General features: G+C 45.9%; 12 protein-coding genes. 9 read left to right on the top strand and 3 right to left on the bottom strand.

Annotated features, from left to right (window positions below):
• Positions 1-39 precede the first annotated feature (39 nt).
• On the top strand, positions 40-1,089 hold the full coding sequence (cgtA, locus tag B3M51_RS03745) for an Obg family GTPase CgtA (RefSeq protein WP_292483445.1): 1,050 nt from the start codon (positions 40-42) through the stop codon (positions 1,087-1,089).
• A 2-nt stretch (positions 1,090-1,091) separates the two neighbouring features.
• Positions 1,092-2,222, top strand: coding sequence for a glutamate 5-kinase (gene proB / locus B3M51_RS03740; RefSeq protein WP_292483447.1), 1,131 nt, complete (start codon positions 1,092-1,094; stop codon positions 2,220-2,222).
• A 64-nt stretch (positions 2,223-2,286) separates the two neighbouring features.
• On the opposite strand, the gene rpsT is transcribed toward proB, so the two are convergent.
• The gene (rpsT, locus tag B3M51_RS03735; protein ID WP_014705805.1) at positions 2,287-2,547 is read right to left on the bottom strand and encodes a 30S ribosomal protein S20; all 261 of its coding nucleotides are present in this window, start codon (positions 2,545-2,547) and stop codon (positions 2,287-2,289) included.
• Between the two features lie 108 nt (positions 2,548-2,655).
• Here rpsT and B3M51_RS03730 point away from each other — a divergent pair, with 108 nt between their 5' ends.
• A complete protein-coding gene (locus tag B3M51_RS03730; RefSeq protein ID WP_292756954.1) occupies positions 2,656-3,435 on the top strand; it encodes an exodeoxyribonuclease III in 780 nt (259 codons plus the stop codon).
• A gap of 55 nt (positions 3,436-3,490) precedes the next feature.
• Positions 3,491-3,658: a DUF6435 family protein gene (locus B3M51_RS03725; RefSeq protein ID WP_292354611.1), complete on the top strand. Its 168-nt coding sequence runs from the start codon at positions 3,491-3,493 to the stop codon at positions 3,656-3,658.
• Between the two features lie 775 nt (positions 3,659-4,433).
• Here B3M51_RS03725 and recQ read toward each other — a convergent pair.
• Positions 4,434-6,560: a DNA helicase RecQ gene (recQ, locus tag B3M51_RS03720; RefSeq protein ID WP_292756925.1), complete on the bottom strand. Its 2,127-nt coding sequence runs from the start codon at positions 6,558-6,560 to the stop codon at positions 4,434-4,436.
• A 233-nt stretch (positions 6,561-6,793) separates the two neighbouring features.
• On the opposite strand from recQ, the gene B3M51_RS03715 reads away from it, so the two are divergent.
• Positions 6,794-7,168, top strand: a complete 375-nt coding sequence (locus B3M51_RS03715) for a hypothetical protein (protein ID WP_292756923.1) — start codon at positions 6,794-6,796, stop codon at positions 7,166-7,168.
• 313 nt (positions 7,169-7,481) lie between these two features.
• Positions 7,482-7,829, top strand: a complete 348-nt coding sequence (locus B3M51_RS03710) for a cupin domain-containing protein (RefSeq protein ID WP_292756921.1) — start codon at positions 7,482-7,484, stop codon at positions 7,827-7,829.
• Positions 7,830-8,994: 1,165 nt separating this feature from the next.
• Here the strand turns inward: B3M51_RS03710 and dinB are convergent.
• Complete coding sequence (dinB, locus tag B3M51_RS03705; protein ID WP_292756919.1) at positions 8,995-10,086, bottom strand: DNA polymerase IV; 1,092 nt, start codon at positions 10,084-10,086, stop codon at positions 8,995-8,997.
• Positions 10,087-10,243: 157 nt separating this feature from the next.
• On the opposite strand from dinB, the gene B3M51_RS03700 reads away from it, so the two are divergent.
• The 3 genes from B3M51_RS03700 (at position 10,244) to B3M51_RS03690 (ending at position 12,836) form a co-directional block, all read left to right on the top strand.
• Entirely contained in the window at positions 10,244-11,782 is a 1,539-nt protein-coding gene (locus B3M51_RS03700) for an AmpG family muropeptide MFS transporter (RefSeq protein WP_292478924.1), read from the top strand.
• Positions 11,783-11,793: 11 nt separating this feature from the next.
• A complete protein-coding gene (locus B3M51_RS03695) occupies positions 11,794-12,384 on the top strand; it encodes a hypothetical protein (RefSeq protein WP_292756917.1) in 591 nt (196 codons plus the stop codon).
• 77 nt (positions 12,385-12,461) lie between these two features.
• On the top strand, positions 12,462-12,836 hold the full coding sequence (locus tag B3M51_RS03690) for a nuclear transport factor 2 family protein (RefSeq protein ID WP_292756915.1): 375 nt from the start codon (positions 12,462-12,464) through the stop codon (positions 12,834-12,836).
• The last annotated feature ends 60 nt before the right edge of the window (positions 12,837-12,896 follow it).

The following is a 12,896-nucleotide window of genomic DNA, read 5'->3' as shown; positions in this document are numbered from 1 at the left end:
TGTTTGTGGCAATTATTAAAAAATTATCTGGTCGGCAGTATGAAATTTGTTGATGAAGCGAAAATAAAAATCAGCGCGGGTGCCGGCGGTAATGGTTGCCTGAGCTTTCGTCGTGAAAAATATATCCCTTTCGGTGGTCCGGATGGCGGTGATGGTGGCGACGGGGGCGATGTGTACCTGCTGGCAGATACACAGGTAAACACCCTGATCGATTTCCGCTATAAACGTAACTTTAAAGCCCAACGTGGTGAACATGGCCGCGGCAAACTATGCAGTGGGGCCCGTGGCGAAGATTTGGTTATTAAAGTACCCGTTGGTACCGAAGCCTGGGATGAAGACACTGATGAACTGATTGGTGATCTCGCCAAACACGGTGACAAACTGATGGTAGCAAAAGGTGGCTGGCACGGTTTAGGTAATGCCCGCTACAAATCGAGTATCAATCGTGCACCACGACAAACATCAGACGGAACCCCAGGCGAAGAGCGTACCTTACGCCTTGAAATGAAACTATTGGCCGATGTTGGATTATTGGGTTTACCGAATGCCGGAAAATCGACCTTTATCAGTCAGGTTTCTGCTGCTCAACCTAAAGTAGCCGATTATCCTTTTACGACTTTGCATCCAAATCTAGGTGTGGTGACACTCAGAGATGTACGCAGCTTTGTTATTGCCGATATTCCCGGCCTGGTGGAAGGTGCCGCTGAAGGTGCCGGTTTGGGTATTCAGTTCCTTAAGCATTTAACTCGCACTCGATTGCTGTTACATCTGGTTGATATGGCACCCGTTGATGTTAAGCAGGATCCGGTGGAGAGCGTTAATATTATTAACCGTGAATTACTCCATTACAGCGATGCCCTCGGCAAGCAGCCGCAATGGCTGATCCTTAATAAAATGGATTTGGTTCCGGAGGATATCCGTGACGAACTCACACAGGAAGTGTTGACCCGTCTTGATTGGCAAGGACCTGTCTACAAAATCAGTGGACAAACTGGTGAAGGATGCGCGCAGTTGTGTGAAGATATCATGCAATACTTGGATGATTTACGTCAGAGTGAGCAGCCTCCCGCTAAACCCATCGAGGACTAACTGTGGAAAATCCGCATCAGCAACTTTTATCAACCAAACGTTGGGTGATTAAAATTGGTAGTGCTTTATTAACCAAGCCCGGAGAAGGCCTGGATGTGGATCGTATTCGCTGGCTGAGTGGCGAAATTGCTGAACTGAGAAATCAGGGTAAAGAGATCGTTCTGGTGACCTCCGGATCTGTTGCCGCCGGTATGCAAAGACTGGGCTGGCGTAAACGTCCACATGCCTTGCATCAGTTACAAGCTGCAGCCAGTGTGGGACAGATGGGACTTATCCATGCTTATGCCACGGCCTGTGAACAACATGGCATTCATACCGCCCAAATTCTACTGACACATTCTGACTTAGCTGATCGTGGTCGCCATTTAAATGCCCGAAGTGCATTACATACGCTGCTTGAAATGGGCATTCTTCCGGTCGTTAACGAAAACGATACCATCGCCACTGACGAAATCCGTTTTGGTGATAATGACACTCTGGCGGCTATGACCGCCAATCTGGTTGAAGCTGATGTACTGGTTATCCTGACGGATCAGGATGGTTTATTCGATAGCGATCCACGATTAAATCCAAATGCCAGAATGCTGGCAGCCTCAGCTGCCAATAATCCAAATCTGGATGGCATGGCCGGTGACAGTAAAGGCGAATTAGGCCGCGGTGGTATGGCTACCAAACTAGCAGCGGCCAGACGCGCGGCAAGATCCGGTGCGACTACGGTAATTCTATCTGGTAAACATCCATTGAATTTACGCCATCTGGCGGCTGGTCAGGGCGTAGGCACATTATTATGGCCCGACATTAAACCAATTAAAGCAAGACAGCAGTGGCTGGCTGGTCATTTGGTTCCTAAAGGTCGTCTGATGCTTGATGATGGTGCGGTAGCGGTGATAAAACAGCAAGGTCGAAGTGTTTTACCTGTGGGGGTACGTCAGGTGGATGGACAATTTACTCGTGGTGAACTGGTATTATGCACCGATTTGCAGGGGCACGAAGTAGCTCGCGGCCTGGTGAATTACAGTGCTGATGAGGCCGTAAGGATCATGGGTCAGCCCAGTCAGGCAATTCAAAGCTTATTGGGATATGTTGATGAGCCGGAATTAATTCATCGGGATAATCTGGTCGTGACTGGATAAATGACAGACATAAAAAAACCGGCGCGGGCCGGTTTTTTTTTAGCTGATTCTATAGAACAGTCAATTACATTGCGCGGATAGCGTTGTTTAAACGGCTTTTGCCACGAGCAGCAGTGTTTTTGTGAATCAGGCCTTTACGAGCCATGCGATCCAGAACTGGAACTGCAGCTTGAAATGCAGCAACGGCTTGTTCTTTATCACCAACAGCAATCGCTTTTCTGAGTGCTTTTACTTTAGTACGCATCGCAGAACGCTGACTAGCGTTTAATTGACGGTGAGTTTCCGCCTGACGGGCGCGTTTTTTTGCTTGTGCTGAGTTTGCCAAAGTGTTTCTCCTAAGAATCAGCTATTTGTATATGAACCGGGCATTATCCTGATTTTGCTTCCATTTGTAAATGGTATGATGCTGTCTTTTTTTAAGCACGAGTTAATGATGCGAATTATAACAGCGAATTTGAACGGGATCCGAGCCGCTGCGCGAAAAGGATTTTTTGACTGGTTAAAAAAACAAGATGCCGATGTGGTGTGTATTCAGGAAACAAAAGCGCAAGTACATCAGCTGGAAGACAAGGTTTTTACTCCTGAAGGCTACCACTGCTATTACCACGACGCGGTCAAAAAAGGTTACAGCGGCGTGGCAATCTACAGCCGGCTTCAGCCGGACGAAGTCATTACCGGCATGGGTAATGCCGAGTTCGATATAGAAGGTCGGTATATTGAAGCCAGATTTGGCAAGCTCAGCGTGATCTCCCTCTATCTGCCATCAGGCACATCAGGTGATGAACGGCAGCAGGTTAAATATCGCTGCATGGAGTTTTTCGAAAATAAAATGCAGGAAATGAAAGAATCCGGTCGAGATTATATTATTTGTGGTGACTGGAATATCGCCCATAAGAATGAAGATATCCGCAATTGGAAAGGCAATCAGAAAAACTCCGGCTTTTTACCTGAAGAACGTGCCTGGCTGGATAAGTTGTTTTATGAGATGAATTTTGTCGATGCGTTCCGTGAACTGCCGCAGGCCGAACATGAGTACACCTGGTGGTCCAACCGTGGACAGGCCTGGGCCAATAATACCGGGTGGCGCATTGATTACCATATTCTGAGCCCGAGCCTGAAAGGTAAAGTTACAGCCACCGATATTTATCGGGATGAACGTTTCTCGGATCATGCGCCGTTGACCATTGATTATGATTACCAACTAAATGATTAATGAACTTTCAGTGTTTGTTTCTCTCTGATTAGCATCTATCTGAGAGAAACAAACCATGTTTTCATTATTCAAGTCGGACCCCGTCAAAAAGCTGAAAAAACAACTTGCTCAAAAACAGGAGCAAGCCATGCTCGCACAGCGCAGTGGCGATATACGGAAATTTGCTACGCTTACCGAGGAGTCTCAAGTGTTGGCTGATGAAATCAAGCGGCTTGAATCTTAATCTCGGGGTAGGTTTTGGTTGAGGAACGAACCCCAACAATCAGCAATTGAATTTTAAAAATGCTGGGTTCGTAATAAAGTTTATTTCGACTTAATGTCGAGTTAGGGGAATGCGTGCCCATTCCCCTAACAACCCCAGGGCACACCATGTGTTGGCCTGCGGCTCCACTGCGTTGCGTTTTTTGTCAGGGAGACTCACCAAACTCGCTGCGCTCACAAATTTGTCTGGAACGAATTTGGACGCCGAAGACGCCCGAAGGGTGAGTGGCATGGATGCCACGAATCAGACAGGTAAGTCTCTAATCCTGACAAAAAGCCACTACTCGCCAACACAAAAGGGGAATTTGGGAATGGCTGTAGGTTGAGCTGAATGAAATGAAGCCCAACAATCTTTTGCGTGAAATTCCAAACGTTGGGCTTCGCAAGCTCAGCACCAACCTACGGGAAGGCTCTCAATAATGCCCTTATGCGAAGCCGAGCATCGCAGAGCTGGTCGGATCAGCTTGACGGCTGTTTGACCGAAGGGAGTTTCCGTCATGCCCGACCAGATCGAGAAGCACAGGGAACCCGCAGGGCAAGCATGGGCTGCCCTTTTGTTTGGTTCGTTTATTTTGGGCACGCAAAATAAATGAACACCCAGCGGCAGCGACAAGGTCGAAAATATCAATCAGATTGTTGGGTTTCGTACCTCAACCCAACCTACGAAAAGTGTTGATATCGCCAAGCAGCAGCGCATGTGTAGAGTAAGAATCTAAACAACTTTACCATTAAAAAATTTAATAAATCGAAGCCCTAACACACCGAATCACCCCATAATCATAGGCTTCATCCAACGCTTCAAAAACGTTTTTTAAGCTATCGGCTTCATCGCCAAGTGAATCAATGGTCGAGATGATTTCATTAAATTCATTATCAGTCAGATCCAGCACTTTTTTAATATCTAGCAAACCGGCTTCAATACCATCTGACAGATGACTGTATATCGTGCTGACTTTCAACTCACGCTGCTTCGCTATTTGATCTGGGCTCAATCCCTGTTCATGCAACATCAACGTCTGATTCACCGTATCACGTAAGCCATTATTTAATAATTCTGATAATGGAAACTGCTGAATAACCGTTAAAAACCGTTGGCCGTAATGTTCCAGTTTCTGAGCGCCAACCCCGGAAATACGTGCCATGGCTTGCATATCGTTAGGTCGGGTCTGACACATTTCCTGCAAGGTTGAATCATGAAATATCACAAATGGCGGTACACCATTTTGCTGGGCGATCTCGGTTCGTAACTGGCGTAACGCTTCCCAGAGATCCTGATCCTGAGGACGCACAGCAGATTGTTTTTTTTCTTTTTTGCTCAGTGCTTGTTTCGCTTGCTGTTTACGCAGCAGCAATTTTTGCTCACCGCGCAAAATCGCCCGACATTTCTCAGTCAGACGCAAAGCCCCATAGCGATTGATATCAATATCAAGATATCCGGTGGCGATAAGCTGGCGGAAGATACCGCGCCACTGGGTGGCGGTCAGATCTGAGCCAATACCAAAAGTACTGAGCTGATCATGTTGATTAGTCTTGATACGTTCATCATCACTACCCACCAACACATCAATTAAATAATTCACCCCAAAGCGCTGATCGGTCCGATACACACATGATAAGGCTTTTTGGGCAACTTCGGTGGCATCAAAATGTTCTGGCGGGTTCTGACAGTTATCACACTGACCACAGGTTTCCGGTGACGTTTCATCAAAATAGGCGAGCAGGGCATGCCGGCGGCAACTGATGGATTCGCATAAGCCCAACATAGCATCGAGCTTATGATGTTCAACTCGTTTGATGATATCAGGCGCATCAGAGTTCTGCATAAACTGACGCAGGGTGATGACATCCTGCAACCCGTATGCCATCCAGGCATTAGCTGGTAAACCATCACGACCAGCACGGCCGGTTTCCTGATAATAGGCTTCGATATTTTTTGGCAGATTTAAATGCGCCACAAAACGAACGTCGGGTTTATCAATGCCCATACCAAAGGCTATGGTGGCGACGATAATCACGCCCTCTTCGCGTAAAAACCTTTGTTGATGATGTGCCCGCATTTGTGACGTTAAACCGGCGTGATAGGGTAAAGCTACCCGACCCTGGTCGGTCAGCCACTCGGCAATTGCTTCAACTTTTTTACGCGACAAGCAATAAACAATCCCGGCATCGTTGGCATGTTGGGTTTCAATAAACTGCCAAAGCTGTTGCTTGGCCTGATTGGCCTCGGCAATGGCATAAAAAATATTGCTCCGATCAAAACTGTTCAGATAGACATTGGCGTCATGCAGATTAAGCTGCTCAATAATCTCAATGCGGGTACGTTTATCTGCGGTGGCGGTCAGGGCAACACGCGGAATATCCGCAAAGCGTTCATGCAACATGCGCAGCTGCTGATATTCCGGCCGGAAATCATGACCCCATTGCGATACACAATGGGCTTCATCAATGGCAAACAGTGAAACCTGAATCCGCGACAACATCGCCAACGTGCGTTCGTTTAATAAACGTTCGGGTGCCACATACAGCAAATCTATCTGGCCGGCTTCAAGCTGTTCTTCAACAGCATTGGCTTCAGCAGCGGATAAACTGGAATTAAGGAATGCCGCGTTCACACCCAGTTGTTGCAACGCCATCACCTGATCCTGCATCAGGGCAATCAACGGTGAAACCACCACTCCTGTTCCCTGACGAATCAGCGCTGGGAGTTGATAACACAATGATTTACCACCACCGGTCGGCATTAACACCAAAGCATCGCCACCGGCAATTACATGGTCAACGATAGTTTGCTGATTATGACGAAAAGCGCTGTAACCAAAAACGTTTTGTAACACTTCCAGCGCGGGTTGCCCGACATGCTGCATAAAAAATTCAGTGATTTAATGAAAGGAGCATTATGGCAAATCAAGCCTGATTACGCATAGCGAGTTCAGAATATTACGAATACAGAGAAGTGGATGAGTTTCGTTATTCCCCCAACCATTGGGCACTCGCATTTACGTAATATAACTTGTTGCCCCCAAGCGTATACTCATTTTAACCATGGGCAGTAAATCGGATGTCATGGATATTTCCTCTTTACGATAGAGATAACATCATGAAAAAGTTCATTACAATTCTATACATAACAGCGTTAGCTGTTTTCTCTGTAAGCAGTTTTGCTGATGAAGGACCGGGAAATGCCCAGGATAAGGGCAAAAAACAATATGAAAAACATGAGCAGAAGTATGACGACAAAATGCAAAAGCATGACAGTGATAATGAAAAACAGCGTAATAACGAACGCGATTATCAAAGCATGGACAAGCATCATGACAAGAAAATGGACAAGGAACGCAAGGAATTGGGAAAAGGCTCAGAACAGGGCCAGGAATCCAGAGAAGAACATAGTCAGAAATGGTGGAAGTTTGGTGGAGCGGATAAGGACGATGAATCTCGCAGACAGTGGTGGAAATTCTGGGGAGATGATTAATTAGGCTGCATTCAAATTTCTATTAATCTTACTTAGTTTATGAACAAAAGCAGTCATTCGCACAAGCGAATGGCTGCTTTTTTGTGAGCTTCACGTTTTAAACATAACGCTGTTAATTGTTCTCCAATTTTTCATAAAGTGTTGGGTTTGTTACCTCAATCCAACCCAAGAGATCCCTCATGATTTAACAAGAGCTGTGAACGATAAATTCGGTTTCTCGTTAAAAGACAGGCAAAATAACGCATGCAAAACACCAGCGTCCATCCAAAAGCATTCTGCTGTTGGGGATAAATCTAAAATTTTAGGAAGGTAAATGAAAGAAATTACAGTTGATAGCAACCCAAGCGAAGTAGCTTTAAAAAACTTGGGCGTTGCTCACTGGCCAACATGGGAAAAAGGGGTATCGGTTTTTCCATGGTCGTTTGTGACTACAGAAATTGCTTATATCGTTGAAGGTGAATGTGTTATGACGCCTAACGATGGTGGCCCAGCAACGACCTTTAAAGCGGGTGATTTAGTGGTTTTCCCGAATGGGTATAAAGGCACCTGGGAAGTTAAAAAAGCGTTGAAAAAGCAATTCAAACATAAAGACGGCAATTTTGTGAAATGTGCTCTCAGTCGTTTTAAAATATTAAAAAATAAATTTAAATCAAATGGTTAGTGTGTTGTCCGTTAAATGGGGCCAAATGCAATAAAGCTGGCATTCCCGCGCAGGCAAGAATCTAGTGACATTTGTAGGTTGGGTTGAGGTACGAAACCCAACAAATCAAAATATTTTTGGCACAAGGTTTCGCCCTATGGGGCGAGTTCATTTTCTTTGTTTGCCCAAAGAAAACGAACCAAAAGAAAAGGCACCCCATGTGTTGGCCTGCGGCTTCACTGCGTTGCGTTTTTTGTCAGGGAGACTCACCAAACTCGCTTCGCTCAAACAGGTAAGTCTCTAATCCTGACAAAAAGCCGCTACTCGTCAACACAAAAGGGGAATTTGGGAATGGCAGTAAGTTGGGCTGAATGAAATGAAGCCCAACAATCTTTTGCGTGAAATTCCAAACGTTGGGCTTCGCAAGCTCAGCACCAACCTACGGGAAGGCTCTCAATAACGCCCTTATGCGAAGCCGAGCATCGCAGATCAGTTTGGATCAAACATGACGAGTGTTTGAGCGCAGCGAGTTTTCGTCATGTTCCAAACTGATTGAGAAGCGCAGGGAACCCGCAGGGCAAGCATGGGCTGTCTTTTTGTTTGGTTCGTTTATTTTGGACAAGCAAAATAAATGAACGTCCAGCGGCAGCGACAAGGTCGAACATCTCAATCAGATTGTTGGGTTTTGTACCTCAACCCAACCTACGGGATAAGCAATGGTTACACTGGGTCTATCTATGTTTCGATTTACAACTACTCTCACCATCAATCCTGCAACAAATGTAAGACCAGTTACTAATATTATTTGATGATGCGTGATTACTCGCGGTGCTTCCACAAGCGGGTAACCCATTAACTTGCCCTAAAAATTTTTCTTTTTCGTTTGGGTAATAGAAATATACGTTGAAGTCACTGTTGTTAATTGCTCTTTCGGTATCGTCAAATGGCCACCACGAAAAAAAATAAGCCGCAACTAATAAAGCAATAAATAAAACTGGCATCACCATCTCCTATCAATTTCATTGCCTGCTAATAGGGCGTATTTTCAATCGTGTGCGACCCCATTTATTTTTGGAAGCATGGTAACGACTGTTGGGTTTCGTACCTCAACCCAACCTACGGGCTGAATCTCATATTAGTGTTGACCAAAAACGGTTACGAAGCAAAAAGTAACTGGTTTCTTTGCTTAAAATACATCATTCAACAACAAATCCAACTGCGCCTGCCCCTTATCATCAACAACCGGCAATTCAAACCCACTCAAACTCAACCCAACTAACCTAACCGGTTTATGCCCAGCTTCAGTCCGAACCAACAGATTCGGAATCCATTCCTGTAAATCAGAAAAGCCAATTCTGTGATCCAGCGTCTGAGCACGAGTGACTTGCTGAAAGTCGGCATATTTCACTTTAACGGTAACCGTCCTGCCTTGCATGTTGTGTTTGTTAAGGCTGTCGAGTACTTGTTCGGCGAGGTCGAGCAGGATGTTGTTTAGATCTGGTATGGAAAGAATGTCTTCGGCAAAAGTCGTTTCCTTGCCCAGCGATTTACGGATACGTTGACTGCGGACTGGTCGTTCATCAATGGCTCGGGCGATGTTGTAATAATACTGGCCGGATTTGCCGAAGCGTTCTGTTAGTTCAGCTAGAGTTTTCTGCCGTAAGTCATTGCCGGTATGGATGCCGAGGTTTTTCATTTTGGCTTCGGTGGCGGGGCCGATACCGTGAAATTTACCGATGGGTAGTTTGTTTACAAATTCCTGGCCTTGTTCGGGACGGATCAGATAAAGACCATCGGGTTTATCCATATCAGAGGCAATTTTGGCGAGAAATTTATTATAGGAGACACCAGCCGAGGCAATGAGTCCGGTCTCGGCGAGGATTTCACTTTTAATGGCTTTGGCAATCAATGTGGCAGAGCCATTAAACGATTCGGTGTAAGTGACATCCAGATAGGCTTCATCGAGTGACAGCGGTTCAACTTCAGAAGCATAGCGCCAGAAGATTTCACGAATAATATTGGAGGCTTCTTTATAGGCGTCAAAACGAGGCCGGACAAAAATAGCTTCAGGACATAAACGATAAGCGCGAGACGAAGCCATTGCTGAATGAATACCAAACTTGCGCGCTTCATAGCTGCACGCCGCAACGACGCCACGGCTATCGGGTTGACCACCGACGATAAGCGGTTTGCCTTTCAGCTCGGGAAAGTCGCGTTGTTCAACCGATGCATAAAACGCGTCCATATCCACGTGAATGATTTTTCGTTGTTTAGCCATTAATGATTAGTGTTGATGAGTTCTCGATATTTTCTCATAAACTACATGCTGATGTGCCAATAGATATTCTTATCTTGATCCAACAGTCATTTCAGAGTGGATTGCAGGAGGCGTCAATGTTACTTTAGCGAATTAAACCTCATCAGTGGACTTACGTTTGATAGCAAGTATCCGTTCCTGGCAGGAAAGTCTGCGGGCTTTTTTTACCCCCCAAGTTGTCACCATGCTGTTTCTCGGCATTGCGGCGGGGTTGCCGTTATTACTGATTTTTTCCTCACTCAGCCTATGGTTACGTGAAGCCGGTGTTGATCGCAGCGCAGTCACTTATTTCAGTTGGGCGGCGTTGGGTTATTCCTTCAAATTTGTCTGGGCTCCGCTGCTGGATATTCTGCCATTACCGATTTTGCATCGTCTGTTAGGTCGACGGCGTAGCTGGTTATTTCTGTCACAGCTGATGATTATCGCTTCGATCATAATGATGGCGATGGTCGATCCGGCAACGCACTCGCTGACCTTAATGGCTGTCGCTGCAGTATTACTGGGTTTTTCAGCTGCGACGCAGGATGTGGTGATTGATGCCTATCGTATCGAGTCTGCCGATACCCGTTTGCAGGCATTAATGTCCGCCAGTTATATCGCCGGATATCGCATCGGCATGCTGATGGCTGGGGCTGGCGCGTTGATGTTAGCCAGTTATTTTGGCTCGGAAATGGGCGAATATGATTATCTGGCGTGGCGGCAAAGCTATTTGATTATGGCGGCGCTGATGCTGATTGGTGTGATCACCACCTTGTTAAGCCCTGAACCGGAAGTAAATAAAAAGGTTCATGAGGATCGCAAGCGCGATTACCTGGGTTTGATGCTGACGTTTGCGTTGTCGATAAGTGGTTTTATTGCCTGTTTCTACCTCACCAGTGACTGGGCTGGTCAGGCACGTCTGCAGTTACTTAACGTATTTAATAATGGTCCTATGTCGGCGGTTGGCATTGAGTTAGTGCGCTTAGTGCTGGCCACCATTGTGGCAGTGATTATTGCCAGAGTGTTGATATTAATGGGCTGGGTACAGAAAAGTATTGTGCATCGCAGCTATGTTGAACCGGTGCAGGATTTCTTCAAACGCTACGGACTATCGATGGCGCTGTTACTGCTTTCTTTGATTGGGTTGTATCGAATTTCCGATATTGTGCTGGGGGTTGTCGCCAATATTTTTTATCAGGATATGGGCTTCACCAAGCCAGAGATTGCCACGGTGGTGAAAACCTTTGGTTTGTTTATGACCATTGTTGGCGGTTTTCTTGGTGGTATTTTAGCCTTACGTTTCGGGGTGATGCGGATCCTGTTTTTAGGGGCCGTGTTATCGGCGTTGACCAATCTGTTGTTTATGCTACTGGCACAAATGGGCAATGATATCTGGATGCTGTATATCGTGATTTCTGCTGATAATCTGTCCGGCGGTATGGCCAGTGCAGCATTTATTGCGTTTTTATCCAGCCTGACCAATATCTCGTTTACCGCGGTGCAATATGCCATCTTCAGTTCGTTGATGACCTTGTTGCCGAAAATCCTTGGGGGGTATTCCGGGACGATGGTAGAAAGTATTGGTTATGAGCAGTTCTTTTTGATGACAGCTTTAATGGGGATACCGGTATTGTTGTTGGTCTTCCTGGCTGCCCGACGTTTTCGAATTGATGGTTAACTGATTAACTTATGTGGCGTTGGCTATTCATTGTCGTGGTGATCTTTATAGGCTGGCGTTACTGTTCACCCGACATCATCCATTACGCCGCGCCTGATGAAGTCATAGATAAAGCACCTGTACAAGCCGAAGTAGCAGATCTTCTGCCTATTCCTTTTGATGACTATGCAATACAGCCGATGGCTGAATTTACACTGGAAGCCAGAGTATTAGCACGGGAAGACTATTGGTTGGGACGTGAAGCCGATTTGTCACCCACCGATTTAGTATTGGGGTGGGGAGAAATGGCGGATCCCCAAGTTGTTAAACAGATTAACATTCGTCAGTCCGGGCGTTGGTATTTCTGGCAGGTCGAGTCATTTCCGATTCCTCGTCGCAACATTGAAACCCAAAGCGCCAATATGCATTTGATTCCGGCGAATGATGAAGTCGCCAGAACGCTTAAGCAGATCCGTCCGGGACAATTAGTGACTCTGCAGGGTTATCTGGTGAATGTGAATGCTGATGATGGTTGGCGCTGGCGCAGTTCCTTAACCCGTGAAGATACCGGTGCCAATGCCTGTGAACTGATCTATGTGAAGCAATTGAAAATCATTTCCTGACAGCTGATTTTAGCGGGAAATCTCCCCGAAATGTATATGCTATGTTGACTGCTTGAATTAACAACAAGGAGTTAATTATGCCGAATACCGCTATTTCAATCGATGATTACGAGGCCATCAGCAAATTGATTCAACATTATATTGATGGTGCTGTGGCAGGCCGAGGTGAATTAATGAAACCGGCGTTTCATCAGGATGCCACCATTTATGGTTATGTTGGTCCGGATTTATTTGCCGGCCCCATTCAGGGCTTGTATGACTGGAATGATGAAAATGGACCGGCCAAAGAGATGCAGTCCAAAATTACCCATATCGATGTGGTTGGTACGGCAGCCAGTGTCAGACTCGAATCAGATAACTGGACCGGTCATCGCTTTACCGATTTTTTCAATTTATTAAAAATTGATGGCAAATGGCAGGTGATGAATAAAGTCTTTCATCTGCATGATTAAACCTGAGCTACTGGCTTAATCCAGCAGCTTGTAACAGGGTTTGTAAGCATTTTCGTCCTG

Source organism: Methylophaga sp. UBA2689 (genome assembly GCA_002354555.1).
GTDB lineage: Bacteria > Pseudomonadota > Gammaproteobacteria > Nitrosococcales > Methylophagaceae > Methylophaga.
The sequence above is the reverse complement of the archived record's forward strand: the minus strand, read 5'-3'. Positions and strand labels throughout refer to the sequence as shown.